The sequence below is a fragment of the Pseudoclavibacter sp. Marseille-Q434 genome (genome assembly GCF_050315415.1).
Lineage (GTDB): Bacteria > Actinomycetota > Actinomycetes > Actinomycetales > Microbacteriaceae > Pseudoclavibacter.
Window position 1 is genome coordinate 85,093 of sequence record NZ_JBNPQH010000005.1, and the last position, 26,471, is coordinate 111,563.

General features: G+C 69.2%; 24 protein-coding genes. 5 read left to right on the forward strand and 19 right to left on the reverse strand.

Going from position 1 to position 26,471, the window contains the following annotated elements; genetic code table 11:
• Positions 1 to 126: 126 nt before the first annotated feature.
• Positions 127 to 1,617: a hypothetical protein gene (locus tag ACQFZP_RS16890; RefSeq protein WP_211892163.1), complete on the reverse strand. Its 1,491-nt coding sequence runs from the start codon at positions 1,615 to 1,617 to the stop codon at positions 127 to 129.
• A gap of 136 nt (positions 1,618 to 1,753) precedes the next feature.
• On the opposite strand from ACQFZP_RS16890, the gene ACQFZP_RS16895 reads away from it, so the two are divergent.
• Entirely contained in the window at positions 1,754 to 2,797 is a 1,044-nt protein-coding gene (locus ACQFZP_RS16895) for a Gfo/Idh/MocA family protein (protein ID WP_211892164.1), read from the forward strand.
• Positions 2,798 to 2,886: 89 nt separating this feature from the next.
• The gene (locus tag ACQFZP_RS16900) at positions 2,887 to 7,665 is read left to right on the forward strand and encodes an NAD-glutamate dehydrogenase (protein WP_211892165.1); all 4,779 of its coding nucleotides are present in this window, start codon (positions 2,887 to 2,889) and stop codon (positions 7,663 to 7,665) included.
• Between the two features lie 171 nt (positions 7,666 to 7,836).
• Here the strand turns inward: ACQFZP_RS16900 and ACQFZP_RS16905 are convergent, their stop codons facing one another.
• The 11 genes from ACQFZP_RS16905 to ACQFZP_RS16955 form a co-directional block, all read right to left on the reverse strand.
• A complete protein-coding gene (locus ACQFZP_RS16905) occupies positions 7,837 to 8,598 on the reverse strand; it encodes a GOLPH3/VPS74 family protein (RefSeq protein WP_104310231.1) in 762 nt (253 codons plus the stop codon).
• A 45-nt stretch (positions 8,599 to 8,643) separates the two neighbouring features.
• Positions 8,644 to 9,282, reverse strand: coding sequence for a hypothetical protein (locus ACQFZP_RS16910; protein WP_104310230.1), 639 nt, complete (start codon positions 9,280 to 9,282; stop codon positions 8,644 to 8,646).
• Between the two features lie 85 nt (positions 9,283 to 9,367).
• On the reverse strand, positions 9,368 to 9,682 hold the full coding sequence (locus tag ACQFZP_RS16915; RefSeq protein WP_104310229.1) for a hypothetical protein: 315 nt from the start codon (positions 9,680 to 9,682) through the stop codon (positions 9,368 to 9,370).
• Positions 9,683 to 9,748: 66 nt separating this feature from the next.
• Positions 9,749 to 10,699, reverse strand: coding sequence for a hypothetical protein (locus tag ACQFZP_RS16920; RefSeq protein ID WP_179555829.1), 951 nt, complete (start codon positions 10,697 to 10,699; stop codon positions 9,749 to 9,751).
• Positions 10,700 to 10,830: 131 nt separating this feature from the next.
• Positions 10,831 to 11,433 (reverse strand): ATP-binding cassette domain-containing protein, encoded by a 603-nt coding sequence (locus ACQFZP_RS16925; protein WP_179555828.1) that lies wholly within the window; start codon positions 11,431 to 11,433, stop codon positions 10,831 to 10,833.
• The gene (locus ACQFZP_RS16930) at positions 11,424 to 12,518 is read right to left on the reverse strand and encodes a peptidoglycan-binding domain-containing protein (protein WP_211892166.1); all 1,095 of its coding nucleotides are present in this window, start codon (positions 12,516 to 12,518) and stop codon (positions 11,424 to 11,426) included. Before ACQFZP_RS16930 ends, ACQFZP_RS16925 begins: the two co-directional genes overlap by 10 nt.
• A gap of 175 nt (positions 12,519 to 12,693) precedes the next feature.
• On the reverse strand, positions 12,694 to 13,446 hold the full coding sequence (locus tag ACQFZP_RS16935) for an ABC transporter permease (protein WP_211892167.1): 753 nt from the start codon (positions 13,444 to 13,446) through the stop codon (positions 12,694 to 12,696).
• 5 nt (positions 13,447 to 13,451) lie between these two features.
• Positions 13,452 to 13,736, reverse strand: coding sequence for a hypothetical protein (locus ACQFZP_RS16940; protein WP_307852958.1), 285 nt, complete (start codon positions 13,734 to 13,736; stop codon positions 13,452 to 13,454).
• Entirely contained in the window at positions 13,685 to 14,452 is a 768-nt protein-coding gene (locus ACQFZP_RS16945; RefSeq protein WP_307852960.1) for an ABC transporter ATP-binding protein, read from the reverse strand. The genes ACQFZP_RS16940 and ACQFZP_RS16945 overlap by 52 nt, the downstream gene beginning before the upstream one ends.
• 1 nt (position 14,453) lies before the next feature.
• Positions 14,454 to 14,759, reverse strand: a complete 306-nt coding sequence (locus ACQFZP_RS16950; protein WP_211892168.1) for a winged helix-turn-helix domain-containing protein — start codon at positions 14,757 to 14,759, stop codon at positions 14,454 to 14,456.
• Positions 14,756 to 15,481: a hypothetical protein gene (locus tag ACQFZP_RS16955; protein WP_211892169.1), complete on the reverse strand. Its 726-nt coding sequence runs from the start codon at positions 15,479 to 15,481 to the stop codon at positions 14,756 to 14,758. The genes ACQFZP_RS16950 and ACQFZP_RS16955 overlap by 4 nt, the downstream gene beginning before the upstream one ends.
• Before the next feature lie 96 nt (positions 15,482 to 15,577).
• Here ACQFZP_RS16955 and ACQFZP_RS16960 point away from each other — a divergent pair, with 96 nt between their 5' ends.
• Positions 15,578 to 16,414, forward strand: a complete 837-nt coding sequence (locus tag ACQFZP_RS16960; protein WP_211892170.1) for an exodeoxyribonuclease III — start codon at positions 15,578 to 15,580, stop codon at positions 16,412 to 16,414.
• 218 nt (positions 16,415 to 16,632) lie between these two features.
• On the opposite strand, the gene ACQFZP_RS16965 is transcribed toward ACQFZP_RS16960, so the two are convergent.
• The 3 genes from ACQFZP_RS16965 to ACQFZP_RS16975 all read right to left on the reverse strand — a co-directional run bounded on the left by ACQFZP_RS16965 (position 16,633) and on the right by ACQFZP_RS16975 (position 18,681).
• A complete protein-coding gene (locus ACQFZP_RS16965) occupies positions 16,633 to 17,352 on the reverse strand; it encodes an NUDIX hydrolase (RefSeq protein ID WP_374100774.1) in 720 nt (239 codons plus the stop codon).
• 208 nt (positions 17,353 to 17,560) lie between these two features.
• The gene (locus tag ACQFZP_RS16970; protein WP_104310218.1) at positions 17,561 to 18,094 is read right to left on the reverse strand and encodes a ferritin; all 534 of its coding nucleotides are present in this window, start codon (positions 18,092 to 18,094) and stop codon (positions 17,561 to 17,563) included.
• The gene (locus tag ACQFZP_RS16975; protein WP_211892172.1) at positions 18,091 to 18,681 is read right to left on the reverse strand and encodes a hypothetical protein; all 591 of its coding nucleotides are present in this window, start codon (positions 18,679 to 18,681) and stop codon (positions 18,091 to 18,093) included. Before ACQFZP_RS16975 ends, ACQFZP_RS16970 begins: the two co-directional genes overlap by 4 nt.
• 101 nt (positions 18,682 to 18,782) lie before the next feature.
• On the opposite strand from ACQFZP_RS16975, the gene ACQFZP_RS16980 reads away from it, so the two are divergent.
• The gene (locus ACQFZP_RS16980) at positions 18,783 to 19,442 is read left to right on the forward strand and encodes a helix-turn-helix domain-containing protein (protein ID WP_179555821.1); all 660 of its coding nucleotides are present in this window, start codon (positions 18,783 to 18,785) and stop codon (positions 19,440 to 19,442) included.
• A gap of 77 nt (positions 19,443 to 19,519) precedes the next feature.
• Positions 19,520 to 20,257, forward strand: a complete 738-nt coding sequence (locus ACQFZP_RS16985) for a GOLPH3/VPS74 family protein (protein ID WP_211892173.1) — start codon at positions 19,520 to 19,522, stop codon at positions 20,255 to 20,257.
• A 1-nt stretch (position 20,258) separates the two neighbouring features.
• Here ACQFZP_RS16985 and ACQFZP_RS16990 read toward each other — a convergent pair whose 3' ends face one another.
• The 4 genes from ACQFZP_RS16990 to ACQFZP_RS17005 form a co-directional block, all read right to left on the reverse strand.
• Positions 20,259 to 22,754, reverse strand: coding sequence for a YhgE/Pip domain-containing protein (locus ACQFZP_RS16990; protein ID WP_211892174.1), 2,496 nt, complete (start codon positions 22,752 to 22,754; stop codon positions 20,259 to 20,261).
• Between the two features lie 14 nt (positions 22,755 to 22,768).
• A complete protein-coding gene (locus ACQFZP_RS16995; protein ID WP_211892175.1) occupies positions 22,769 to 23,443 on the reverse strand; it encodes a TetR/AcrR family transcriptional regulator in 675 nt (224 codons plus the stop codon).
• A gap of 179 nt (positions 23,444 to 23,622) precedes the next feature.
• Complete coding sequence (locus ACQFZP_RS17000) at positions 23,623 to 24,867, reverse strand: FAD-binding protein (RefSeq protein ID WP_211892176.1); 1,245 nt, start codon at positions 24,865 to 24,867, stop codon at positions 23,623 to 23,625.
• A 61-nt stretch (positions 24,868 to 24,928) separates the two neighbouring features.
• Positions 24,929 to 26,443 carry an alpha-N-arabinofuranosidase gene (locus ACQFZP_RS17005; RefSeq protein ID WP_104310211.1) on the reverse strand — a complete coding sequence of 505 codons (1,515 nt, stop codon included), beginning with the start codon at positions 26,441 to 26,443 and terminating at the stop codon, positions 24,929 to 24,931.
• Positions 26,444 to 26,471: the final 28 nt, after the last annotated feature.

Here is a 26,471-nt window from a genome sequence, read left to right on the forward strand (position 1 = left end):
GCGGGAGTTCCGAGAGGGTCGCGCGGCGCAGTGCTGCGTCACAGAAGGTCACGCCGTCACCGGGTGGAGAGTCAGCGAGGCCCGTCTGGGCGCCTCGAAGCGCACGCGGTGGGGTCTTGGCTGGAACTAGGGGCTTGCGACCTGGATGCTCCAGGGCAGCGGTGTGCCGTCGATCTTGGTCGCCTCGACGACCTCGATGACGAAGGGGCCCGCCGGCCAGGTCCTCGCCTGGACCTCAGGGATCTCGGCGGTGATGTAGTCGAACTCCGAGCCGTGCACGGTCATCGCGAAGTTGCCGTAGTCGCTCGATGTGATCGAGGCCTCGCCGCCCGCACCCGTGTAGAGGTAGAGCCCCGGGCCGACCCCGTCGAGCGCCACGTCGAACGGAGGGAGCACCGAGACCGGCAGGATCTCGGCCGTCCACTCCCCCTCGCTCATGATCGTGATGCGGTCGACGACCAGCGACGTCGGGTCGTCGCCGAACGACTGCTCGAAGGCCGCCTGGGTGTTGATGAGCCATTGTGCCGTTCCGCCGGTCGCCCGCTCCAGGTACTGGAACTCGACAACCTGATCGCCGCTGTACATGGACGCGCTGAGGCCACCGACCTTGTCGTCGACCTGCAGCACCGCCAGCTGTCCGGCGCCTTCGGGCAGCACGACATCGAGGTTGGCCTCGCCGAATCCTCCGACGGGGTTTCCGGCCTGCAACGTGAACTCGGGGAGAGTTCCGGACTCGATGGGGTCGCCCTCGAGCTCCACGGGCGTCGACTCGGTGCTGACCTCGGTCTCGTCGCTTCCGAAGGCGCCTGGCAGCACCTGCACGACCTGGACGAAGGCGGCGGATGCGAGCAGCAGGATCGCGAGGATCGCGGCCGCGATGCCCTTGGCACCCGACGCGAAGCCGCGCTTGATGGGCGCCATCGAGAACAGGATCGCGATGACGACCGGGATCCAGTAGCCGAGGAACGCCGCGACGATGGCCGCGAGCCCGGCGAAGACCGCGGCCCCAGGCCCGAGGCCCGGCTGTCCGAGATGTGCGGCGTTCTTCGCGGCGGGGCCCTTGGCCGCTCGGCTCTTGGGGACGGCGGGAGTCGGATGCACGCCCGGCGTGGTCGGCTGCGAAGCAGATGGAGAGGTCGGGGCCGGACCTGGGGTGGACACCTGGCCAGCAGGCGGAGCCGGGGCCGACGACGGCGCCTGCGCCTGCGCCTGCGTCGGCAGCTGCGCGCGACGACGCAGCAGCGCGTCGTTGGCGGAGCCGTGCGAGTAGGCCAGTCCACGCTGCGCACCCTCCCCGCTGCGGTCGAGGTCGTACGTGGCGCGCGCGGCGGTGCTCGTGGCGGCCCGCCCCTCATCGCGTGCGAGCTGCTCGGCCGCGCGCTGCGCGTCCCGAGCTGCCTGACCGGCGGCTCGCTGCGCGTCCTGCGAGCTCTGCTCGAGCGCACGCTGCCCGTCCTGGGCGCGCTGAGCGGCATCGCGCTCGCCGTCTCTCGTGCGCTGCTCGCGTTCCTGCTCGATGCGATCGGCACCTCGCGTCGCGGAGTCCGACCACTGCCGCACGAAGTCGGGTGCCCGGTAGTCCGCCGGCGGCGTGTATCCGTTCTTGCCTTCAACCACGGTCGCACCCCCTTGTTTCCTGTCTGCGCTCATTCAACACCACACCTCCGACAGTCGAGCCGTTGCCGCCCGGCCACCCAGGCCCTAGCCTTGTCCTGTCATTAGCACCAAGTGCCCGCGCAGAAGAGAGAGCCCCATGAGCGCATCCACACCGTCCCGCATCGGCGTCGTCGGCTACGGGGCTGGCGGCCACCGCTTCCACGTGCCGTATATCCAGGCCGTGGCGGGCTGGGAGCTGGCCGGGGTGGTGACCCGCTCACCAGCGCGGCGCGCGATCCTCACGACCGAAGCCCCGGGAGTCCCCGCGTTCGACTCCCTGGATGCGCTCCTCGACGCCGGTGTGGACGCGGTTGTCATCACCACCCCGCCCGACACACGCCGCGAGCTCGTGCTGCACGCCCTCGAGCGGGGAGTCCACGTCGTCGCGGACAAGCCGTTCGCGCCGACGGTCAAAGGCGCGCGCGAGCTGCAGGCCGCCGCCGAGCGCAGCGGGCGCATCCTCACCGCCTACCAGAACCGCCGCTGGGACACCGACCTCGTCACGCTCAAGCAGGTCATCGACGAGGGGAGGCTCGGCGAGATCTGGCGCGTCTCCTCGCGCATGGACCAGGACGATTCCGGCACCCTCGAGACCGGGCCGGCTCACGGCCTCCTGCGGGACCTCGGCAGCCACCTCGTCGACCAGATGGCGTTCCTCTTCGGTCCCGTCGAGCGCGTGAGCGCCCACCTCGACATCACCACGGCCGGTGGCGTCGACGTCGACTGCGGCTTCGACGTCGCCCTCCACCACGCGAGCGGCGTCTTCTCCCGTGTCGCGTCCAGCAAGATCAACCACCTCGAAGGCCGCGAGCTCATCGCCTACGGCGACCTCGGCTCGTACGAGTCGCGCATGGACGACGTGCAGACCTCGCAGATCGACGCCGGCTTGCGACCCGCATCCGCCGACGCCGCCGACTGGGGCGTCGAGACCGAGGAACGCTGGGGCGTGCTGCACACCGCGGAGGGCAGCACGCCCGTGCCCTCGGCGCGCGGCGACTACTCCGAGTTCTACCGCCAGCTGCTCGCCGCCGTCCGAGGCGAAGCCGCTCCCCCGGTGCTGCTCGAGCAGGCCGTGCACACGGTCGAGATCCTGGATGCGGCCCGCGAGAGCGCTCGCACGGGACTCACCGTCACCCTCTGAGCGGCACCCGAGCCCTCCCACCCCGGCTACCATCGAGGCACGGGGTGCGACGGCGGGCCAATGACGGCCCGCCTGTAAAGGGGTAGGGCATGATCCACGGAACTGAATTCACCGGACTGCGCGAGGCGCTCGACGACGTCGAGCCGAGCATCCGCGCAGGCCTCGAGCGGCTGATCGACGACGTCGACGCCGACGACATCGCGACTCGCGAACCGCGCGACATCGTCGGAGCCGCCGCCACCATGCGGAGGCTCGCGTCGCGCCGCCGCAGCGACGAGACCCTCATCGCCGTCTTCACGCCGACCCTCAAGGAGGACGGCTGGAGCTCGCGACGCACCATCGTCGACATCTGCACGGCCGACGCCCCGTTCCTCGTCGACTCCGTCACGGCCGCCGTCGCGCGACAGGGGCTCGCCGTGCACCTCCTCGCGCATCCCGTCGTCTCGGTGCGCCGCGACGACGACGGCGAGCTGCTCGAAATGCACACGCACGGCGGCGAGCTCGAGTCGTGGATCCACCTCGAAATCGACCGCGTCGCCACCGATGAGGGCCGCGAAGAGCTCGCCGAGCGACTGCGCAACGTGCTCGCCGACGTGCACGCGGCGGTCGCCGACTGGCGCCCCATGCGCCGCGCCTGCCTCGACCTCGTCACCGACCTGCGCACCGAGCCGCCGACGAGCGTCACGCAGGAGGAGATCGCCTCAGCCGTCGAGTTCCTGACCTGGCTCGCCGAAGACAACTTCACATTCCTCGGCTACCGCGAATACGCCCTCGAGACGGACGAGGAGGGCCAGGAGGTGCTGCGCCCGCTCCCCCACACCGGGCTCGGCATCCTGCGCAGGCCCTCGACCGCGAGCACCCGCCTCACCCCAGAGGCGCAGCGCACCGCACGAGAACCGCGCCTCCTCACGATCACGAAGGCCAACTCGCGAGCCACCGTGCACCGCGACGTGTACCTCGACTACATCGGCATCCGCAGCTTCGACGAGGCAGGCAACGTCACGGGCGAGCTGCGCTTCCTCGGGATGTTCACGTCGGTCGCCTACGCGGCGTCCGTGCTCACGCTGCCGATCGTCGGCGCGAAGGTGCGGGCCGTGCTCCGCGCGTCCGGGCACGCCCCGAACTCGCACTCCGGCAAGGACCTCCTGCAGACCCTCGAGCAGTACCCGCGCGACGAGCTCTTCCAGGACAGCGTCGAGCACCTGCACGCCGTTGCCTCCGAGGTGAGCCGCCTGCGCGAGCGGCGCCGCTACCGCATCTTCCTGCGCCGCGACGAGTTCGGCCGCTTCGCGTCGGCCCTCATCTACCTGCCGCGCGACCGCTACAACACGACGGTTCGCCTCCGCATCGAGGAGCTCCTGCGCACGACCTTCAACGCGAGCCAGGTCGACCACGCCACCCGGGTCGGCGAATCCCCGCTCGCCCAGCTGCACTTCGTCGTGCGCGCGCCCAAGGGCATCCCGCTGCCCGACGTCAGCGAGCAGGACCTGCAGCCCCGCATCGAGCGCGCCATCCGCGGCTGGGATGAGGAGCTCGTGGATGGCCTGCACCGCATCTACGACGAGGAGCGTGCGGCGGAGATCCTCGGCCGGTACGCGTCAGCATTCCCCGAGGGGTACAAGGAGAACATCCCACCCGAGGACGCGGTCCACGACATCGCCCTGCTCGAGCAGCTCGACGCGGAGACACCCTTCGCCGTGCACCTCTACGCCCCCGAACGCGACGAACCGGGGAAGCGCTACTTCACGTTCGCCTCCCACCACGTGTACCCCATCACGAGAGTGCTCCCCGCCCTCACCGACCTCGGGGTCGACGTCGTCGACGAGCACCCGTACGTCATCACCCTGCCGGACGGCACGAACCTGCACATCTCCGACTTCGGGCTGACAGCCCCTGCCGCAGAGGTCTGGAACGACGCCGACTGGGGCGCGGAGCTCGAGTCGGTGTTCAGCGCCGTCTGGTCGGGAGAGTCCGAGACCGACCGGCTGAACTCGCTTGTGCTGCTCGGCGGCCTGCGCTGGCGCCAGATCGTGATCCTGCGCGCCATCAGCATGTACCTGCGCCAGATCGGCGCGACCTTCTCCGTCGAGTACATCGAGCAGGCGCTCACCGGGAACCCCGCCATCGCGGCCGACATCGTGCGGCTCTTCGAGACGAAGTTCGACCCCGAGCTGGGCGGCGACCGAGACGCCGAGCTCGCCACGGTGGCGGCACGGCTCGAGGCGGCGCTCGACGACGTCGCCAGCCTGGACCAGGACCGCATCCTTCGCTCGATGATCGGCATCATCGACGCGACCTGGCGCACCAACTTCTACCAGGTGGATGCGGAGGGCAAGCCGAAGCACTGGGTCTCCATGAAGCTCAACTGCACGCGTGTCCCCGGGCTCCCGAAGCCGCATCCCATGGCGGAGATCTGGGTGTACTCGCCCGAGGTCGAGGGCGTGCACCTGCGCTTCGGCCGCGTCGCCCGAGGAGGGCTGCGCTGGAGCGACCGCCGCGAGGACTTCCGCACCGAGGTGCTCGGGCTCGTGAAGGCGCAGATGGTGAAGAACGCCGTCATCGTGCCGACCGGGTCGAAGGGCGGTTTCTTCGCGAAGCGGCTGCCCTCCCCGAGCGACCGAGGCGCGTGGCTCGAGGCCGGGAAGTCGGCCTACCGCACCTTCATCCGCGGCCTCCTCGACATCACCGACAACCGCGTCGGCACCGACATCGTGCCGCCGACCGACGTGGTCCGCCACGACGGCGACGACCCGTACCTCGTCGTCGCAGCCGACAAGGGCACCGCCTCGTTCTCGGACATCGCCAACGGCATCTCCGAGAGCTACGACTTCTGGCTGGCGGATGCGTTCGCGTCCGGCGGCTCAGCCGGCTACGACCACAAGGGCATGGGCATCACCGCGCGAGGCGCGTGGGAGTCGGTCAAGCGGCACTTCCGGGAGCTGGGCCACGACACGCAGACCGAGGACTTCACGGTCGTCGGCGTCGGCGACATGTCGGGTGACGTCTTCGGCAACGGCATGCTGCGCTCCGAGCACATCCGCCTCGTCGCGGCGTTCGACCACCGGCACGTGTTCATCGACCCGACACCGGATGCCGCGGCCACGTTCGTCGAACGCCAGCGACTCTTCGACCTCCCCGGCTCGTCATGGGACGACTTCGACCGCACCGTCATGTCGGAAGGCGGCGGGGTCTTCCCGCTCACGCAGAAGTCCATCCCCGTGACCCCGCAGATGCGGGAGGCGCTCGGCCTCGAAGCCGACGTGCAGCGGGTCACCCCGCTCGAGCTCAAGAGGGCCGTCCTCCTGGCCCCGGTCGACCTGCTCTGGAACGGCGCCATCGGCACCTACATCAAGGCGAGCGACGAGACGAACGCGGAGATCGGCGACCGCGGCAACGACGCGATCCGCGTCGACGGCCGCGAGCTGCGGCTCAGGGTCGTCGGCGAAGGCGGCAACCTCGGAGTCAGCCAGCGCGGCCGCATCGAAGCCGCCATGGCCGGGGTCAGCCTCAACACCGACGCCATCGACAACTCCGCGGGCGTCGGCACCTCCGACCGCGAGGTGAACATCAAGATCCTCCTCGGCGCCGTCGAGCGCGACGGGCGGCTCGACCGTGAGGCCCGCAACGAGGTGCTGCGCGCGATGACGGATGAGGTCGCAACCCAGGTGCTGCGCGACAACTACGAGCAGAACGTGCTCCTCGGCAACTCGCGCTCGAACGCCGCATCCATGCTGCCATCGCACAAGCGCCTCATCACGTGGCTGGAGGAGCGCGACGAGCTCGACCGCGAGCTCGAGTTCCTGCCGTCGAACGCCGAGATCAAGCGCCGCATCGAGGATGGCCGCGGCCTCACCAGGCCAGAGTTCTCGGTGCTTGTCGCCTACGCCAAGCTCGCCCTCAAGAGCGACCTCGCCACGACCGAGCTCGCCGACGACCCCTGGTTCTCGCACACCCTGGCCGAGTACTTCCCGGCCGAGGTGCGCGAGCAGTACGGGCCCGATCTGCACGCGCATCCGCTGCGGCAGGAGATCGTCGTCAACTCCGTCGTGAACTCCATGGTCAACCGGGGCGGCATCACGTTCGCCTACCGCGCCGCCGACGAGACGGGCGCCACGAGCGAGGAGATCGCACGCGCCTACGTCGCAGCCCGCGAGATCTTCGACCTGCGCGGGTTCGTCGTCGAAGTCGAGGCGACCGACAACCTCGTCTCGACCTCCACGCAGACCGAGCTGTACCTCGGCTTCCGCCGACTCCTCGACCGCGCCACCCGCTGGTTCGTGCAGCACAGGCCAGACCGCATCGACATCGGCGAGGAGATCACCCGCTTCACGGAGCCGGTCGCCCAGTTCGCGTCGCGGATCGGCGAGCTGCAGCAGGGCGTGGAACGCGAGCGCTTCGCGGACCGTGTGAGCGAGTTCGAGGCGGCCGGGGTACCGCGGGAGCTCGCGCTGCGCGGAGCCGGCCTGCTCGAGCTCATGCCGCTGCTCGACATCATCGAGCGCGCCGGGAACGAGGGGTGGGCCCTAGAGGAGTTCGCGGGCGTCTACTACTCGCTGTCGGCCCGCGTCAGCTTCGACGACATGCTCACGCGCGTCACCGCGCTGCCGCAGGACGACCGCTGGGGGTCCATGGCGCGCGCCGCGATGCGCGACGACCTGTACGCCGTCATGGTCGAGCTCGCCGCATCCGTCATCGCCCAGACCGAGCAGGCCGAGGCCGACTCACGCGTCGACGCGTGGATCGCCGGGCTCGGCCCCACCGCCACGCGCGCGCTCGACGAGGCATCGGATGCGGTGCACGCCGGCGACGACACGGGCCTCGCCACGCTGTCCGTCGCGCTGCGCCGCCTCCGCTCGCTCGTCCGCTAGGGGGGCGCGCGCGGCCGGTCGCGCTCCCGTCCGGGTCCGCCCGCCCGGCGATCCGTCTCGGGATGGGAAAGTCGCTTCGTTGAGGAAAACTTCCCAACACGAAGCGACTTTGTCATCCCGAGTTTCAGAGGTGAGGGCCCGAGGCAGCAAGCGTCGGCGGCTCGGGAGCTGTCAATCTCGCGTCGTGATGACCAGCGTCGCGACGGTCGTCATCATCACGAGCTGCGCCTCCCTGATCATCTTCCCGAGCTCACCCGCGACGGCGGCCGAGTCGATGAGCTCCTCGGCGCGCTTCGAGATGGATGCACGGTCGAGGTCCGGGAAGACGCGCGGCAGAACGCGGACCGCGTGGAGGAGCGCGAGGGCCGCGGCAACCCGGTCGGTCTCTCGCGGCTCGACCTCACCTGTGAGCAGTGCCCTGGCCTCAGCCTGGATGGAGTCCTCGAGCTGCGCGTTCTCCCCGCGCGGCCAGCGTTCCGAGAACGTGCCGCCGAGGAACTTCTTCTCCTCGTGGCCGAGCACGCCCGCGTCCACGAACTCCTCGGCGATGCCCTCCTTGAGCTTCGTCGCCTCCGACTTGGGTCCGCCGAAGCCGACGATGAGCTTCACCGCCGAGTCCGGCTTGCGACCGACGGCAGTCTCGACGAGCGCCTCGAGGTCGGCGTCAGCACCAGCCGGGTCGAGCGGCTGACCGACCGCCACGAACGTGCCGGGCTTGGCGTCAGCATCCACCCCCGACTCGGTCTTTGTCGGGCCCGCGATGCGGAGCCTCCCGAGCATGATCAGCTCGACGAGACCCGCCGCCGACAGCACCTGCGCCAGCGCAGACCTGTCGACGAGCGGCCTCCCCGTCTCATCGTCGAGGGCCAGCAGGAACACGGCCTGTGGCACGGTCACGGCAGCGGTTACAGTCTCTTCCCCAGTAGCGTCCATGACCTGACGCTAGGGAACGAGGCTGGAGGTCGCCGCCGAACGCACCTAGGAGTTCTCCATCCAGCAGGCCGCGACGGGGTCGTTCGCTTCGGTGCTCTGCGGCGAGTACTGCTTTCCCTCGTTCTGCTCGAGGTCGGCAACGAACTCCTCGTACGTGGTGTCGGCCGGCACGAGCTCACGGTCGATGAGGCACTGCAGTACGGCACGCTGCATCTCGTCTGGATCCACCGAAGATTGGCCGCCGTTGATGAGTGAGTATGCCTCGTTGATGAACGCACTGGTCTTCTCGTAACAGTCCAGATCCGCAGCCTGCAGCTCAGAATCCCCTTCGTCGGGGCTTGCTGCCCCTGGATCGGCATCCGTCTGCAAGTAGACCTCGGCACCTTCATACAGCAGTTCGGCGTCGAAACCCTTCTCCTGAAGGCACTGGAGTCTCAGGTTGTTTCCCTCCTTCCAATCTGCCTCGGAGATCTCCCCGGACTCACGAGCGGCCGTGAGCACCTCCGTCTGGAAATCCGATTTCGAGTTCGCCAGGCCCTCATCAAGGAGTTGCTCCAGTGTGAGGGACCCGCCCGTCTGTGTCATGCCCTCGTCAGAGGTGTCCGCCTGCGCGCAACCGGTCAGTGCGACCGCCGCGAGCAGGGCAACCGACGTACACATCAATCGTGCGTGTGAAATGACCATCTGTCTCTCCCCGTCAATGGATGTTCGGAAGCGGGGCCCCGCGTTGAGGTCGCGGGGCCCCGCCTGCACTAGACCGCCCTCGGCGCTACCAGACCTTGCCCTGCGAGTACCAGTGCGAACCGGCCTTGTACGACACCGAGACCCAGCCGCGGTACTTGGTCGCCGTCACCGACTTCCCCTTTCCGCTGACGATGCGTCCGACAGAGGCCTGCGCATAGCCGCAGCCGTTGCTCGCGTAGGCGTAACCGGGCCGCGCCGAGACCGACCCGCAGACCGCCGCTTCTGCTTCCGGTGCAGCTGCGACCTGCGCTACCGCGACCCCTCCGGTTGCGAGCGCTCCGGCGAGCAGCAGCGTGCCGAGCTTGCGTCCGACCTTGTTCTTCAGTGTGATGGTGGACATCTTCGTCCCCTTTCTGTGTTCCGACGCCTCCCCCTTGGCGGCGCCGACCCGCGCTGACCGGTACCGTCAACGACCCTTGAAGTACGAGAACAGCCGTCGTTCTCGCACCAGCAGGGCCGCCGCCAGCGTTCCGAGGATCGCCCCGGAGACGGTCAGCGCGGGAGTCAAAGCGGCGGTCGCGGCGACCGGAATGAGGTCACTCGCCGCCAGGTTCTGTGTCAGCAGGGCGATCGCAGGGAATGCCACCAATGCCCCGGCACACGACCACGCGAGCGCCTCAAGCAGGAGCGTCACCGTCTGGTCGCTTCGTTGCACCCCGACGTGAAAGGCCGAAGCGATCTCGAGCCGCCGCAGCCAGACGGCCCCGAAGCCGACCATCGCGCCGATGCCGAAGCCCGCGAGCGGGAACGCGCCAGTCGACCTACCGGCGAACGCAGACTCCGGGTTGACCGGCTTCCCCAGCTGCAGGTTGTGCTGGCTCAGCTGCGGCCCCGTGTCAGGCAGATTCGAGTCGGCCGCGATGGCCGTGTAGAGCAGGTCGGTGGTTGCCTGCGAGACCGGGAAGGCGTCGATCCAGCACTCATCGAACTTGGAGTCAGGCGCGATCGGCGCGATCGCCGCGTACCCCATTCCGGTCGTGCGCCCGTCGTCCGGGTACTCGTACGTCCCGCCGAGGGTCGTTGGCCCGTCGGCTGTCTGGATCGGGTCACCCAAGGTCAGCCCGAGGGTCTCGACGACCGCGATCGGCATGAGCAGCCCCGGCTCCGTGCCTCCCGTCGCGGCGGGGAGCATCGTCGCGAAGCCCGGTGACGACTCGAAGTAGGTGAGCGGGTTCTGCGGGATGCTCGCCACGCGGAGCGGCGTTTCGCGCTCGGCCAGCGCGCCCGCCGCGCGCACCCCGTCCACCCGGCCGAGTGCGTCGCACGCGCGCCCGTCAATGCTGTCCTCAGCCACCAGGATTGTGATCGATGCGCCACGAGCGCGGAAGTCCTCCGCGGCCCGGATGACGCCGGTCATCTCGGCAGTGTCCAACGCCGCGAGCGTGGCTGAGCCGGCGGCGACAAGCAGCATCAGCAACACCGCGCGACTCGCTCCGGACGACAGGTTTCGGCCAGCCTCCCGCCGCACTTCGCGGAACCGCATCGCGCTCATTGGAACACCCCCAGGTCGATGACGTCCGTGCAGGCGTCTCTCGTGCGGGCGTCGTGCGTGGCGACGACAATGATCGTGCCGTCGGTGGCGATGCGCCCGAGGGCGTCGCTGACGGAAGCTGCCGTGCGCAGGTCGAGCTGCGCCGTCGGCTCGTCGACCAGGAGCAGGTCGGGGGCGGCGGCGATGCCGCGTGCGAGCATGAGCCGCTGCCCCTCACCTCCGGAGAGAGCCCTGAACTGGCGATCGGCCGCGTGTCCCAGGCCGAAGCGTTCGAGCAGTTCCCGAGCGCGAACATCCGCACGTGTTCTTGTCTCCCCCCGTGCGACGAACGCAAGCGCCACGTGGTCGAGCGCCGTCCTCCGCGCAACGCCGTGCGGGTTCTGAAACACCCAGCCGATCCGCTCCACGCCGACACGCGTGATGTTGCCGAGCACGGGTGGGATCCAGCCGGCGAGCATCCCGAGCAGCGTCGACTTCCCTGATCCGGACGGGCCCGTGAGCGCGTAGACATGGCCAGGGTCGAGGCGCGCGGAGACGTTCTCGAAGAGCAGCGGATGGCCGGGGTAACGATGTCCGACGTCGGCGAGCGTCACGAACATGCCAGGTCCTTCTTCGCGACGGCCTTGACGGCTGCGGCTGTCGGCGGCTCCGGGAACGAGACGTAGGTGCGACCGAGCTTCGAGGACACGACGGCCACCTGGAGCGACCCGCCGTCCGGCGTCGCGACGCATCCACCTGTTTCGCTGGTCATCGCGACCGCGGCCGGGGGGACCGCGTAGACGGTGGTCGCACCGACCAGCACGAGCTCGGCTTGAATGCTCGCATCGTCAGGGCTCGCCGCGTACTTCGCCAACGCATTCGTGCCGGCCAGCACGGAGAGCCCTTCAGGCGTCACGGCTCCCGCCTCGTCGATCGCGACGTCGACGCCCTCAAGCGTCAGCTTTCGCGCACCGGGCACGAGGTCTGTCGGGTAGCTCTTCACGGAGGCCGATAGGAGTGGGTTCGCGAGGTCGACAAGAGCCTCGCCCTGCGCGGCTGTCTGTCCGAGCGGGACCGGGCAGGACTGCACCGAGATCGTCGCCGAGGGGAGCCAGAGCACCTGTGCGAGTGCCAGCTCGCCTTGCTTGGTGTCGCCGTACACCGACTCGACGAGGTCGTCCCAGGCAGACCACGTCTGCCAGTCGAAGGTGTCAGTCTCGGACACGTCATAGCCGAGGCCCGCAAGCGCCACCTGCAGTGCGGTGACGTCGGGACCCTTGAGGCCATAGCTGAGGTCCCGCCAGAGCGGCGTGGACGTGTGGAGGCTCACGAGCGGAGTCTCGCCGACCTTGAAGGAGCTCCCCCCTGAGACGAGGTCGCCGCCTGCAGTGCAGGACGAGTCGGTCAGCGTGCCGCTCGTCGGTGACGGCAAGGAGGCGTCGTCACCCAGCTGTGCAGTCAGCTCCACGGCTCGTGCGTCGGTCAGTTCCTCGGCCACGAGTTGCACTTCTGAAGGCACGGAGGCGGTTGTGAGTCCGGGCGGGGTGGGGCGGAAGACGGAGAAGGCGACGAGGGATGCGGCTACCGCCAGCGTGGCGACGATGACCAGCGCGACGGTGGCAGAGAAGCCCCGGCGCCGGGCAGGTCGGTCGCTGTCCGACACGACGCTGACCACGTCTTCGTTGCCAGGCTGCGCGTGCTTCACCCTGCCACCCCTCGATCCGAGTCGGGCCCCTTTGCGCCGACGCGGATCAATGTAGCGGTGATTCTGGACCGCAACAAACGAAGAAGATCCATTCTCATGGATTCCGTCTAAGTGGCGTTCCCTCGGCCAGATTGATGGAGATTTTCAGCGTTCATAGCCAGGTTGTCCACGGCCCCTACGAGAACTTCCGGCCCTCGTCTCGCTTGTAGAAGAACACCGCGAGGAAGCCGAGGACGGCCGTCCACGCCAGGAGGCCGAAGAGCGCCCACATCGGGAACTGCCCGCCGGAGACCACCGCGATGACCACCTCGCGCGCCTGCCGCACGGGCAGCACCTTCGAGGCGGCATCCAGCCAGCCGGGGAACATCATGGGCGGCAGGAACAGGCCACCTCCGAAGGCGAGCAGGAACATGAGCACCTGCGTGATCGCGATCGCCGCCTTCGGCCCCGCGGTCGTGCCGACGATCGCGCCGATGAGGGCGGACGGAACCGCCGTGAGCACCACCGCGATGAGGCCGAACACCACCTGCATGAGGGTCGGGGCGGCCGCTGTGAAGAGCCCGCCGACGATGAGCAGCGGCACGATCGAGACGACCGCCATCACGAGCGTCCCGATGACAAGCCCCGCGATGCGCGCGGACGGCTTCCCCGGCAGTGTGCGCAGGTACGGCACCCACGGCTTCGAGCGCTGTTCGGCCAGGTCGAGGCCGAGGCTGAAGAGCCCGTTGGTCATGAAGGCGAACACGATCATGGACGCGACGGCCTGCGTGGCGATCACCGGATCCTCGGTGATCGCGCGCTGCGGCAGCACGAAGAAGCAGAACGCGAGCGTCGGGAAGACGAGCGACCCGATGACGGCGATCGGCACGCGCGCCGTCTCGATGAGCGAGTACTTCACGTGCGTGGCGATGAGTGCTGCAGTGGACATGGTCCTCAGCTCCCGTTCTGTGCGTTCTTGACGGCGGGCGAGGCCTCGTCGTTCTGCGTCATGGCGAGGAAGGCTTCCTCGAGCGTCGCCCCGCGCACCGTCAGGTCCGTGAAGGGCGCGCCGGATGCGACGAGCGAGCGGATGAACGCGTCCGAGTCGCGCACGAGCGCGGTCACGAACCCCGCATCCGCTGCCCGCCCCGAACCCGCTGAACCGCCCGGACCCTCGACCGTCTCGGTCAGCGCGTCGGCGTCGATGGCCTGGATGCGGGCCGCATCGACGCCCCGCATCGTGACCTGCGGCGGGAGACGCTGCCGACCACCGAGGCGAGGCTGCCGTCCGTGATGACGCTGCCATGGTCGATGACGACGACCCGCTCGGCGAGCTGCTCGATCTCCTCGAGGTGGTGGCTCGTGACGATGACGGCGCAGCCGGCGCGGTGCTTGGCGCGGAGCGCGTCCCAGAGGCTGCGACGCGCGTCGACGTCGAGGCCCGTCGTCGGCTCGTCGAGGAGCACGAGGTCGGGGTCGCCGACGAACGAGAGCGCCACGGCGAGACGCCGCTGCTGCCCGCCGGAGAGCGAGCCGCACTGCTTGCCGAGCAGCGGGCCCAGGTCGAACGCATCCACCAGCTCGTTCCTGGCCGCGGGCTGCGGGTAGTGGGCCGCAACGTAGTCGAGCACCTCCGCAACCTTGAGCGCCTCCGGCAGCGCGCTGGCCTGCGGCGTCGACCCCACTCGGATGCGCGTGCGGACGTCGAGCGGGTCGCCGCCGAAGAGTCGCACCGTGCCGGTCGTCGGCGAGCGCAGGCCGAGCAGGAGCGACAGCAGTGTCGTCTTGCCGGCGCCGTTCGGCCCGAGCAGGCCGACGCACTCACCGGCGGTGACGTTCAGCGAGATCCCGTCGAGGGCCGTGTGCTGGCCGAATCGTTTGACCACTTCGTCGACCTCGACGATCGTGGAAGGCCGCGCGCTGGCGGGCTGGGCGTTGGCGGGCTGGGCGTTCATGTCATCTCCCGAGGAGTTTCAGGAGCGCCGTCCGGTAGCTGCGAAACGCGGCTCGACCGGCGGGGCTGATGGTCAGATACGTGACGGGCTTGCGGCCCGCGAAGGCCTTGTCGATGACGACGTAGCCGGCGTCCTCGAGCTTCGAGAGGTGCGTCGTGAGGTTGCCCGCCGTCATGTCGAGGAGGCTGCGCAGCTTCGAGAACGTCATCTCGTCGCCGTCGTCGAGGCTCTCGGCGAGGGTCGTCATGATGCGCAGTCGGGCGGGCGCGTGGATGATCGGGTCGAACTCGGCGCTCGGGTCGCTCATGCGTGCACCTCGCCCCGCGGAGTGGTCTCGCGCAGGGGCGGCTCGCTCGAGATGACCCCCGTGCGTAGCAGCACGATGAAGGCGATGAAGATGAGCGGGCCCGCCGTGCCGTAGACGAGGTAGTGGGTGGGCGCGCCCAGCGCGGTGGCGACGACGGCGAGCACGATGACGGCGACCCCGAGCGCGAACTGGGCCCCGGAGCGGGACATCGCGGCGCCCGCCATGTAGAGCACGCCGATCGTGACGACGAAGATGCCGGGCATGAGCAGCGGCGCGAGGGCCGGGTCCGGGACCTGACGCAGCAGCGACGCCGCGAAGAACCAGGCGCCCATCATCGAGATCGACCACGAGAAGCCGTAGAGCGTGCCCGCGGTGTTGCTGCGGCCGCGCATCCCACGCCCCATCGAGACGCCACAGACGGCTGACACGATGACGCCGACGATCATCGCCACGCCGAAAATGATGAAGGCCGTGGCGGTGGGGATGCGAACGATTGGGCTCGCTCCCCCATCCTCGGCACTCCACAGCGCCTGGAAGCCGACGAACCAGGCGACCGCCCAGGTGCCGAGGAGGATGTACAGCGCCCGGTCGAGCCGGGTGCGCGTCGTGCGCTGCTGGTCACGCATGAGGGCGAGCATCTCGCTCGGCGCGAGGGCACGGTCGTCGTCGCTCGCCTGCGGGATGCTGCCATCGGCGCGGGTCCGGCGTTCATTGGTGTCCATGCAAACCAGTTTGCTTTACAAACTACTTTGCGTCAATGTCGGCGCCGGCGTGTGCGTGCGAGTTCCCTGAGAGCGCCGGGCGATAGCCTTGACCCCATGCGCATCGCCACCTGGAACGTCAACTCCATCCGCGCCCGCTCGGGACGAGTCATCGACTGGATGGTGCGCGCCGACATCGACGTGCTCGCGATGCAGGAGATCAAGTGCAAGCCCGAGCAGTTCCCCCGCGAGGTGTTCGAAGAAGCCGGCTACGAGCTCGAGATCCACGGCCTCAGCCAGTGGAACGGCGTCGCCTTCGCGAGCCGCCTCCCCATGAGCGACCCCGAGATCACGTTCGCCGACATGCCAGGCTTCGGCAAGCCCACGCCGGAGGGCACGCTTCCGCTCGAAGCCCGCGCCCTCGGCGTCACCGTCGAAGACGTGCGCCTGTGGTCGCTCTACGTGCCGAACGGCCGCGAGCTCACCAACGACCACTACCCGTACAAGCTCGCCTGGCTGAAGGCGCTGCTCGCAGACATGACCAGGTGGCGGCAGGCGCATCCAGACACCCCGCTTGCGCTCATGGGCGACTTCAACATCGCTCCCCTCGACATCGACGTCTGGGACCTGGCCGCATTCGTCGACTCGACCCACGTGTCGGCACCCGAGCGTGCCGCGTTCGAGGCGTTCCTCGAGGCCGGCTTCGTCGACACCGTGCGCTCGCGCGGCGTCGAGGGCTACACCTACTGGGACTACAAGTCGCTCCGATTCCCCCGCAACGAGGGCATGCGCATCGACTTCATCCTCGGCACCCCGGAGTTCGACGACCTCGTCGTGGATGCGTCCATCGAACGCGACGAGCGCAAGGGCGACGGCCCGAGCGACCACGTGCCCGTCGTCGTGGAGCTCGACCTCGAGACCTCCCTCGACGACGACCGCCCGATGATCTTCTAGGCGTCGACGAAGCGGATGCGACAGCACCTCGCATCCACCACCCCCGGATTCTGACCGACCGCGCTCCGACTTCGGGATGGCAACCTCACTTCGTTGCGGGAAACTTCCCAGCACGAAGCGAGTTCTCCATCCCGAGAATGCGGGCGGATGCGGCGGCAGCCCGATCCGCGCCCGCTCTCGGACACGCGTGCCGCGTGGGCAGGAGCATGCGAGGGCGCTCAGCCCTCCGGGAGCTCGAACTCCTGCGCCTCGTCCCACGGCTCGGTCCAGCCGAGGCGGTCGAAGATGCCGTCGAGCAGCATCGCCGTGAAACCCCAGACGAGGTGCTGGCCACTGTCATCGCGCACCAGGAAGCCGGGGCCGCGCCACTCCTCGCCGTCGCGGCGCAGCACGGTGACGCCGCGGTTCGCGGGGTTCAGCAGGTCGGCGACGGGGGCGCGGAACACCGCAGCTGACTCCGCCTCGTCGACGACCCCGACGGCAGAGGTGCGCCGCCACCAGGCGAGCACCGGCGTCACGAGGTGGCGGGAGTACGTGAGTGGCACGGGCTCGAGGGGGCCGAGCACGTCGATGCCGTCGGCGTCGAGCCCCGTCTCTTCGACGGCTTCGCGGATGGCCGCGGCAACCGCGTCGCGGTCCTCCGGGTCGACGCGTCCGCCCGGGAACGCGACCTGTCCAGGATGCGAGCGCAGCGTCGACGCGCGCGCGAGCAGCAGCACGTCGAGGTCACGAGACACGGCCCCCGACTGGGCGTCGCGGTCGCTGGGGAGCGAGTCGAGCATCCCGAAGAGGATGAGCACAGCCGCAGATCGCGAGACGCGCACGAGCCGCTCATCCACGGGCGACAGCGGCACGGCGGGCTCGAGGCCCGCAGCCGCGCACTCTGCGAGCTCGGTCAGCTGCGCACGCGCGGCCTTCGTCGTCGGTTCGAGATGCACCGCTCCAGCGTACGTGACGCGTCCAGTGCGATCCCAGAGTTCGCTCGTGCCTCGTTCGGGCCGTGCCTCCCCCAACCGTCGCTTCGTCTCCGGATGGCTTTCGCGCTTTGGGATGGCTTGCAAGCCATCCACGTGCGTGGAAGCCATCCGGAGACGGCCGGGCCGCGGGGGTGACTGACGACTGCGCGATCTGCCCCGCGGCGAGCGCCTAGAGCGCCCCGCCGGCCGCGGCAGGAGCATCCGCGTCCTGGCCGCTGTCGCCGACGGTCTCGCGGGCGATGAAGTTCTCGATGTCGAAGAGGTTGTCGCCGGCGCGCTTCGCGATCGTGACGAGCGTCGACATGGAGGCGACCTCCTCGACCTGCTCCTTCAGGAACCAGAGCATCGCCTGCTCGCCGATCGCGTCGCCATCCGCACGTGCCGCGCGGAACAGCGCCTCGATCTGCGACGTCACCTCCCGCTCCTGCTCGAGCGCGAGCTCGATGGGCTCGACGACGTTCGCGAACTCGGTCCTGGGGGCGGCGACGCCGGGAATCGTGACGCCGAGGTCGCGGTCGAGGCGGTACTGCACGAGCATCATCGCGTGATTGCGCTCCTCGACCGACTGCTGGTAGAAGTGCGCCGCCAGCTGCGGGAGGTCGTGGTTGTCGAACCACACGGCGATCGCGATGTACTGCTGCGATGCCGAGAACTCGTTGCCGATCTGGGCGGTCAGAAGGTCATTGAACGAAGAAGAAGTCACGCCGCAACGCTACTCCCGGCGTGTTTCGCGTGGCGGTCAAGTTTTGTTGCCGCGCGGATCGTCCACGTGACCAGCGCGACACCGGTCGCGACCACGAACGGGATGCAGGCTGCACCGAACGCGTCCCCGATGATCGCGCCGGTGCTCCCCCAGTACTTGGTCTGATCCGCATCCACGCCGATGCCGGCGACGATGCTGTCCACGATGACGGCGACGCTGAGCGTCGCACAGCCCACCGCGACCAGCACCGCGAGCGCGGCGACCCACGGCAGCGACGCTCGCAGCCGCATCCGCTCACCCCTCGACACCGCGCGCCGGAAGCTGAGGCTGATCGCCCGAGCAACGTCGAGCGTCAGCCAGACCCCCAGCACCAGCGCGGCAGCGATGCTCGCCACGGCGATCGGGATGAGCGTCCCCGCGAGTCGGGCGCCCTCGGCCGAGTCGCGATCGACGCTGGATGAGGCCGCCGCCCCTGGGAAGATCAGCAGCATGTAGGCAAGGAACCCGGCGATGACCGCGAGCAGGCCGGCCCTCATCGCCGCGCGCAGAACCCAGCCACGCTCTGCCCCTGCGCTCGCGCTCGTCATGCCGCAACGCTAGGGGCAAGGGACTCCCAACACCAAACGATGCCAGGCGTCCGGCTCGCGAACGCTCGAAAGCTAGGCTTGAGCGGAACCCCGGAGGCTGCATGAGCGACGCACACGACCACGACGAGATCGGCGTGGGTTCGGTGGACCGCGAGGTCGATCCGGCCACGGTCGGCCCGCAGCCGGGCGACCTCGAGCGGGCCATCGCAGCCCAGGTGCGCGCGTACCGGCTCGCGACCGGCCTGTCCGTCGCCGAGATGGCCGAGAAGGTGGGCATCTCGAAGGCCATGCTGTCGAAGATCGAGAACGCCCTCACCTCCTGCAGCCTCACCACGCTCGGCCGCCTCGCGCACGGCCTCGACGTGCCCGTCACGGCGCTCTTCCGCGGCGTCGACTCCGACCGCGAAGCCGTCTACGTGCCAGCAGGCCACGGCGCGCAGATCGTGCGCCGCGGCTCCCGATCCGGGCACCTCTACGAGCTCCTCGGCGCCCTGCGCGGCCAGCACAAGCGCATGGAGGCTGTGCTCGTGACCCTCACCGAGGCGAGCGAGGTCTTCCCGCTGTTCCAGCATCCAGGCACCGAGCTGCTCTACATGCTCGAAGGCCGCATGGCCTACGGACACGGGGATGCGCGCTACGAGATGGGCCCGGGCGACACCCTCCAGTTCGACGGCGAAGGCCCACACGGGCCGGAAGAGCTCATCGAGCTGCCCGCCCGCTTCCTGTCGGTCACCGCGTACGGAGACCGCGCCGAAGGCTGAGGCGCGCCAGGAATCGGCCTGAGGCGCGGATGCTAGCTTGGCGCGCACGACGACTCGCGCACCAGCCAGGGGGATCCATGGAACAGCCCGACCGCATCCACGACGCCGACGACACCGGCGCCGACCACGCCAGTGAGCCGCAGCCGCTGCTCGCAGAAGACCTCTTGCTGCTGCTCTTCAACCCGGACGACGGCACCATCGGCGGCGAAGGCACCCTCTTCTACGTGCTCGGCGGGGCGGTGCTCACTGAGTTGGCCTTGAACGACCAGATCGGAATCGAGCAGGCAGGGCTTCGCGGCACGCTTGTGCTCTCGGTCGGTGATGAGGCGCCCGAGGACGAGATTCTGCGGTCGGCCTGGGAGTACTCGCGGGAGAAGCGGCGCGAGGTGCAGGGCATGCTCGCCGCCATCGGGCCGAACCTCCGCGGGCAGCTGCTCGAGAGCCTCATCTTCCGCGGCGACCTCACCCGCGAGCAGGGCAAGACGTTCGGGTTCATCCCGAAGACAACGCTCAGCCTGGGCGATACGGGACGCCGCGCCACGCTCATGAGCCGCGTGCAGGCCGTGCTCATCGACGGCGCGGAACCCGACGCGCGAACCGCTGCCCTCGCGGCGCTCATCTCCGCCAGCGGCTCGATGCCGACGCTGCACCGGGAGATCCCCTGGGAGACCGACGTCATCAACCGCGCCAAGGCCCTCGAGGCAGGTGACTGGGGAGCCACCGCGGCCAGTTCGGCCGTCGCCCGCACCATGAACGCCATCACGATCAACGCTGCAGTCGCGGCGAGCGTCGCCGCCAATGCGGCGAACAACTAGGTCACGGACGCCGCGGCCCGCCTGACAGCGCTTTCGGGGTGCGCGCAGGAGCGGGTGCTGCGGCCGGCTTCAGGCGTTCCCGGCGGCGCTTGATGACGATCGACAGCGTCGTGAGGGCGAGGGCCGCGACGAGCCAGACGGTGAGCATCCCGTACGCCTCCCCGATGCCGATCGACCCGCCGGCGACGAGCGAGCGGAACGCCGTGACGGCGTAGTTCAGCGGCAGCCACGAGTGGATGAGCTGGAAGAACGCGGGTGCCGTCTCGACCGGGTAGGTGCCGCCGGCTGAGGAGAGCTGGAGCACGATCATGATGAGCGCGAGGAAGCGTCCGGGAGGGCCGAGGAGCGCGTTGAAGGCCTGGTTGACGGCGACGAACGTGACGCTTGTGAGCAGCGCCAGCGCGATGAGGCCGAGCATGTCGGCGGGTTCGAGGCCGAGTCCGAAGCGGACGATCGTGAGCATGAGCAGGCTCTGCGCGGCGCCGAGCATCGCGCCGGGCGCGAAGCTGCGCAGCGCCACGACGATCGCGGGCTGACGGCCGAGCACAAGACGCTCGCGCAGCGGCGGAAACATGAGGTAGAAGGCGAGCGCGCCGACCCAGAGGCCGAGCGTCATGAAGTAGGGCGCGAGACCGTAGCCGTACGCGGGCACCTCGTTGAGGCGGGTCTTCGTGATCTCCACTGGCGTCGACGTGACGCCGGCGAGGTGGTCGGCCTGCGCGTCCGTGTAGCTCGGGATGTCGGAGACCCCGTCGTCGAGGCCATCCGCGAGCGTCTTGCTGCCGTCGGCGAGCTGCGTGATGCCGTCGTTCAGCTCGGCGCCGCCCGACTCGGCGTCGGCGGTTCCGTCAGCGAGGGTTGTCGCGCCCGACGAGAGCTCGGATGCACCCGACGCGAGCTTCGGCGTCGACTGCGCGAGGGTGGATGCGCCGTCCGCGAGTGTCTGCGTGCCCGTCGCGAGCGAGGATGCGCCGTCCGCGAGCGACTTGGTCCCGGTCGCCAGCGTCGACGTTCCGTCGGCGAGCGACTGGGTGCCCGTCGCGAGCGTGGAAGCGCCGGTGGAGAGCTGCTGGGTTCCGGAGGCGAGTTCCGCCGACTTCGTCGAAACAGTCGAGACCGCTGCAACGAGCTCGTCGACCTTGCCGCTGAGCGGTGAGACGCCGTCGGAGAGCTGGGTGGCGCCAGCGGCGAGTTCGGTCGACTTCGCTTGGAGGTAGCTCAGCCCGGTCCCCGCGGCGGCGTCACCGACGAGCGCGGATGTCCCGGCGCTCAGTTCGCCGGCCTTCGCGCCGAGGGACTGTCCAGCAGTGGAGAGCTGCGTCAGCAGTTCCTTGCGTTGGGCATCGGACAGCGAGTCGTAGTCGGCAAGCAGCGAATCGATGCCGCCTGAGAGGTCCCCGGCACCGGCGGCGAGGGCAGTGGTGCCGTCGTCGAGGCCCCTGCTCGCTCCAAGGGCCGTCTCGAGGCCACCGGCGAGAGCCGTCGCTCCAGCGTCGAGAGTCGTCGCCCCTTCCGTGAGCGTCGTGACGCTCGCAGGCAGGTCGCTCGTCTTGGAGTTCAACTCCGCGAGCCCAGCGCTAAGGAGCTGCGCACCGGAGCTCGCCTCTGTGAGCTTCGCGCTCAACTCCTGTGCACCCGTGTTCGCGGTCGCAGCGCCCGCGCTGAGCTGCTGCGCGCCCGCGTTGGCGTCCGCGGCGCCGGAGCTGAGCGTCTGTGCACCCGAGTTGGCGGTGACGAGACCGGCGTTGAGCTGCTGCACGCCCGCATCCACCTGAGCCGCGCCGTCGGCGAGCGTCGCGCTGCCGTCGGCGAGGGTGAGCCCGCCCTCGCGCAGCTGGCCGAGCCCGACGACGAGCTGGCCAGAGCCGGTGCGCGCCTGCTCGGCGCCGTCGTTGAGCTCGGTCGCGCCGTCGGCAGCCTCGGAGACGCTCTCGTGGATGTCGGTGAAGCCCACGTAGACGTTGCGGAGGTACTCGTCGGAGACCTCTGTCGCCAGCTCGTCGGCGACCGTCGTGCCGACCGTCGACGCGATGTTGCCGACGATGATGTTCGCCCCGTCGTTGGTCGTGATGGAGAGGCGAGCGATGGCCGCGTCCAGCGGGTCGTCACCACCCGCCGAGACGGCCGCCGCCGAGAAACCCGCCGGGATCTCGAGCACGGCGAGCACCTTGCCCGACTCGAGCTCGCTCTGCGCCTCATCCGCCGACATCTCGTGCCAGCTGAAGTTGTTCGACTCGGTGCTGTCGACGAGCTTCTCGGTGAGCGTCGCGCCGAGATCGACGGGTTCGGCCGGCTCCCCCTCGGCGGTCGTCGCGGGGGTCGCCGCCTGGTCGCTGTTCACGATGGCCGCGTTGATGTGGTCGAGGCGGTGCGTCGGGTCCTCGTTCGACCAGATCAGCGATCCCGCGTAGATGAGGGGAATGAGCGCGATGCCGACGATGACGATGAGCGTCCGCCGGTGCGAGCGCACGAAGGCGGGAAGTGAGAAGGAACGCATGTGGGTGTGAAGTCCTATGAGCGAACGTGCTCGGCGCGGAGGGCGTCAAGCTCGGCGACAGTCGCGCCGGAGGATGCGAGGAGCAGGGAGGAGAGGCGCTCGACGAGTTCATCGGTGGATGCGCGAGCAGCGGCCGAGGAGTCGGCGGTCGGGTTCGTGTCCGCTTCGACTGGGACATTAACGTCAGCGAAGAGCCACCGCGTGACGTGCCACATGGCGCCGGCCGCGAGGAACTCGGCGCGGTCCCGCGGGGTGTCGGGGCCCGGGCGCCGTCGGATGACGGGTCCGAGCGGTGACGATTCGAGGAGCCTCGTGGCGAGGTATGCGATGACGTCGCCCGTGAGGAGGCCGAAGCTGCTCTCGAGGGCCGCCCGGTAGAAGGGGGCGTCTGCGTCGAGTTCGTGGAGGAGCGCGCGGAGCGTGCCGCGCACGAAGGTCGGCCAAGAGGGGTCGTCGCCGACGCTCGGAATCCGATCGAAGGCCGATTGCAGGCGGCGGAGGGCGGCCTCGCGGATGAGCGCGGCGGTGTCGTCGAAGTGCTTGTAGAACGTGGGACGACTGACTCCGGCCCGGCCGACGATGTCGGTGATGCTCAGCTGGGCTGCGTCGCGCCCTTCATCGAGCAGTTCGACGACGGCAGCGATGAGCGCCGCCCGCGAACGGACGAACCTCGCATCTTCCTGGATCACGGCACTCCTCGCTCGGAACTAATTTACATATGTAAATTAGCACGATCGTGCGAGATCACAACAGGGTCAGTTCGAGGCGCAGTGGGGCGCGGCCGCTCAGCGAACTCCCCCGTGACCAACATCAGTGCAGAAACGTGCCGTTCCGCGCGCCAGGGCTCGAAACGCGTCCAGCCCCAGGCCTACCGCAGCACGCGTCGCGTGAAGTCGTTCGCGAAGACGCCGTTCGAGTCGTAGCGCCCGACGAGCTTCCGGAAGTCGCCGATGCGCGGGTACCGCTCGGCGACGTCGATCCGCTCGTCGAAGACCTTGCCCCAGTGCGGGCGACCGCCGAGTGGCTCGAAGATCTCGTCGAGCAGCGGCAGCAGCTCGGCGACCTCCGGGTCCTGCTTCCATGTGAAGTGCAGGCCGACGACGTCGTTGCCGTGCATGGGGCTCAGCCAGAGAGAGTCGCGCGCGACCGTGCGCACCTCGTTGACGAGCAGGTGGGGGCGGATGCGGTCGGCGATGCCCGCGAGCGCGAGCAGCGCATCCTGCGCCCGGAGCCGCGGGATGAGGTACTCGCTCTGCAGCTCGGCCCCGTTGGACGGCTGGAACTCGAGCTTGAAGTGCGGGAGCCGCTCGTACCAGGGGCCGGCGACGCCGAACTGCTCGCTGCAGGCCACGGCGGAGATGCCACGAATGGGGTGCAGGGCCTCAGTCGCGGGCGTGGCCCCGTAGAAGTCGCCAGGCGCGAGCTCGCTCGCGAGCTGCTTCACCCACACCTGGTCGATGACCTCGGGTTCGGCCCACGTCGTGAAGGCGCTCACGCTGTACCCGGTGCCGGTGATCTCGTCGAAGTTCTCGAGCAGCGCCGCGAACGGCAGGTTCTCGAAGACCCGCTGCCGCACCTCGAAGTGGGGCACGACGTCGAGGCGGATGCGCGTCACGATTCCGAGGGCCCCCAGCGAGACGACGGCCCCGTCGAAGCCCTCGTCGCCCCGCTCGAGCACGACCACTTCCCCGTCGCCCGCGACGAACTCGATGGCGGCGACGGCGGCGGCGAGGCTCCGGTTGGTGTTCCCGGAACCGTGGGTGCCCGTCGCGACCGCTCCGGCGATGGAGATGTGCGGGAGGGAGGCGAGGTTCGCGAGCGCCAGGCCGTGCTCGGCGAGGTCGATCGCGAGCTCCCCGTAGCGGGTGCCAGCGCCGATCGACACCCACCGCCGGTCCTCGTCGATACGGAGCGGGCTGCGCAGCCCCCGCGTCGACACCTGCACTCCGCTCGTGTCGGCGATCCGGTTGAACGAGTGCCCGCTGCCGAGCGCCCGCACCGACTGTCCGGCAGCCACCGCGGCGCGCACCACCTCGCTGACCTCGGCCGTGCTCGTCGGGGCGGCGACGCGCTCCGCCTCGAAGGTGATGTTGCCAGCCCAGTTGGAGGTCACTGCTGTCCTGCTTTCTGCGACGTTGCGAAGTGGATGCACCCGGCGGGGCTCGGCCAGGTTGTCAGGCTCGGAGCTCTACCGCCGTCCACGATACGGGGGGCAGGGTGACCGTCAGCATTCCGTCTTCGACACGGGCGGTGTCGTTGGCAACGAGTCCGACCCGCTCCGGGTCCTCGAGCGTGTTCTTGGCGTACACGTCGTCGTCGGCGAGCGTCTGCGCATCCACGACCCTTGCCCCGCCCAGCGCGGCGATGTCGATCGTGACGACCGCCTCCTCGTCGCGGCTGCGGTTGACGAGGAACAGCGCCGTCGAGCCGGTCTCGGCATCGTGGGTGGCAACGGCGTCCAGGGTCGCGACGGTGCCGTAGACCTCGGTCGTGTGGGTGGGGCTCTCGAGGCGAACCTCGAGCGCCTGCCCCTTGGCGAGGCGCGAGGTGAGGGCGAACGGGAAGTAGGTCGTCTGCTTCCAGGCCGGACCGCCCGGCTCGGTCATGATGGGCGCGATGACGTTGACGAGCTGCGCGAGGGAGGCGCTGGTCACCCGGTCGGCGCGCTTGAGGAGCGAGATCATGAGGTTGCCGAAGACGACCGCGTCGGCCACCGAGTAGACGTCCTCGAGGATGCGCGGGGCGATGGGCCAGTTGTCGACGCCCTCGACCTTGTCGACGTCGTGGTACCGGTCGAGGTACCAGACGTTCCACTCGTCGAACGAGATGTTGATGGTCTTGTCGCTGCCCTTGACGGCCTTGACGTGGTCGGCGGTCGCGATGACCGACTCGATGAAGCCATCCATGTTGACCGCGGAGGCGAGGAAGCTGTCGAGGTCGCCGTTCTTCTCCTCGTAGTAGGCGTGGCAGGAGATGTAGTCGACGTCGTCGTACGTGTGCGTGAGCACGACGCGCTCCCACTCGCCGAAGGTCGGCATCTGCGCGCTCGACGAGCCGCAGGCGACGAGCTCAAGCGTCGGGTCGATCTGGCGCATGGCCTTCGCTGTCTGGGATGCGATCTTGCCGTAGTCGTCGGCCGAGCGGTGGCCGAGCTGCCACGGCCCGTCCATCTCGTTCCCGAGGCACCACATCTTCACTCCGAACGCGTTGGTCCTGCCGTTGGCGATGCGCTGCTCGCTGAGTGCGGTGCCTGCGGGGATGTTGGAGTACTCGAGGAGGTCGAGGGCTTCCAGGGTGCCGCGCGTGCCGAGGTTCACTGCGAGCATGAGCTCGCTGTCGACCTTGTCGAGCCAGGTCGCGAACTCGTGCAGGCCGACCTCGTTGGTCTCGGTCGAGTGCCAGGCGAGGTCGAGGCGGCGCGGGCGTTCAGCCTTGGGGCCGACGCTGTCCTCCCAGCGGAAGCCGGAGACGAAGTTGCCACCGGGGTAGCGGATGGCGGAGACGCCGAGCTCCTTGACGAGGTCGATGACGTCGCGGCGGAAGCCGTTCTCGTCTGCCGTCGGGTGGCCTGGCTCGTAGATGCCGTCGTAGACGGCGCGTCCGAGGTGCTCGATGAACGAGCCGAAGACTCGGCGGTTGATGTCGCCGACTGCGAAGTGGGGGTCGATGGTGAGTCGTGCAGTGACCATGGGGTGTTCTGCTGTCTTTCTGTTGAGG

What these genes read in the sequence shown, in the direction of transcription:
- ACQFZP_RS16950 (WP_211892168.1), bottom strand. Translation starts at nt 14,759, where the DNA reads ATGAGCGACCCGAGCGCCGAGTTCGACCCGATCATCCACGCGCCCGCC.
- ACQFZP_RS16945 (WP_307852960.1), bottom strand. Translation starts at nt 14,452, where the DNA reads ATGAACGCCCAGCCCGCCAACGCCCAGCCCGCCAGCGCGCGGCCTTCC.
- ACQFZP_RS16935 (WP_211892167.1), bottom strand. Translation starts at nt 13,446, where the DNA reads ATGTCCACTGCAGCACTCATCGCCACGCACGTGAAGTACTCGCTCATC.
- ACQFZP_RS16895 (WP_211892164.1), top strand. Translation starts at nt 1,754, where the DNA reads ATGAGCGCATCCACACCGTCCCGCATCGGCGTCGTCGGCTACGGGGCT.
- ACQFZP_RS16955 (WP_211892169.1), bottom strand. Translation starts at nt 15,481, where the DNA reads ATGGACACCAATGAACGCCGGACCCGCGCCGATGGCAGCATCCCGCAG.
- ACQFZP_RS16905 (WP_104310231.1), bottom strand. Translation starts at nt 8,598, where the DNA reads ATGGACGCTACTGGGGAAGAGACTGTAACCGCTGCCGTGACCGTGCCA.
- ACQFZP_RS16900 (WP_211892165.1), top strand. Translation starts at nt 2,887, where the DNA reads ATGATCCACGGAACTGAATTCACCGGACTGCGCGAGGCGCTCGACGAC.
- ACQFZP_RS17005 (WP_104310211.1), bottom strand. Translation starts at nt 26,443, where the DNA reads ATGGTCACTGCACGACTCACCATCGACCCCCACTTCGCAGTCGGCGAC.
- ACQFZP_RS16910 (WP_104310230.1), bottom strand. Translation starts at nt 9,282, where the DNA reads ATGGTCATTTCACACGCACGATTGATGTGTACGTCGGTTGCCCTGCTC.
- ACQFZP_RS16990 (WP_211892174.1), bottom strand. Translation starts at nt 22,754, where the DNA reads ATGCGTTCCTTCTCACTTCCCGCCTTCGTGCGCTCGCACCGGCGGACG.
- ACQFZP_RS16915 (WP_104310229.1), bottom strand. Translation starts at nt 9,682, where the DNA reads ATGTCCACCATCACACTGAAGAACAAGGTCGGACGCAAGCTCGGCACG.
- ACQFZP_RS16925 (WP_179555828.1), bottom strand. Translation starts at nt 11,433, where the DNA reads ATGTTCGTGACGCTCGCCGACGTCGGACATCGTTACCCCGGCCATCCG.
- ACQFZP_RS16985 (WP_211892173.1), top strand. Translation starts at nt 19,520, where the DNA reads ATGGAACAGCCCGACCGCATCCACGACGCCGACGACACCGGCGCCGAC.
- ACQFZP_RS16940 (WP_307852958.1), bottom strand. Translation starts at nt 13,736, where the DNA reads ATGCGGGGCGTCGATGCGGCCCGCATCCAGGCCATCGACGCCGACGCG.
- ACQFZP_RS16980 (WP_179555821.1), top strand. Translation starts at nt 18,783, where the DNA reads ATGAGCGACGCACACGACCACGACGAGATCGGCGTGGGTTCGGTGGAC.
- ACQFZP_RS16975 (WP_211892172.1), bottom strand. Translation starts at nt 18,681, where the DNA reads ATGACGAGCGCGAGCGCAGGGGCAGAGCGTGGCTGGGTTCTGCGCGCG.
- ACQFZP_RS16960 (WP_211892170.1), top strand. Translation starts at nt 15,578, where the DNA reads ATGCGCATCGCCACCTGGAACGTCAACTCCATCCGCGCCCGCTCGGGA.
- ACQFZP_RS16920 (WP_179555829.1), bottom strand. Translation starts at nt 10,699, where the DNA reads ATGACCGGCGTCATCCGGGCCGCGGAGGACTTCCGCGCTCGTGGCGCA.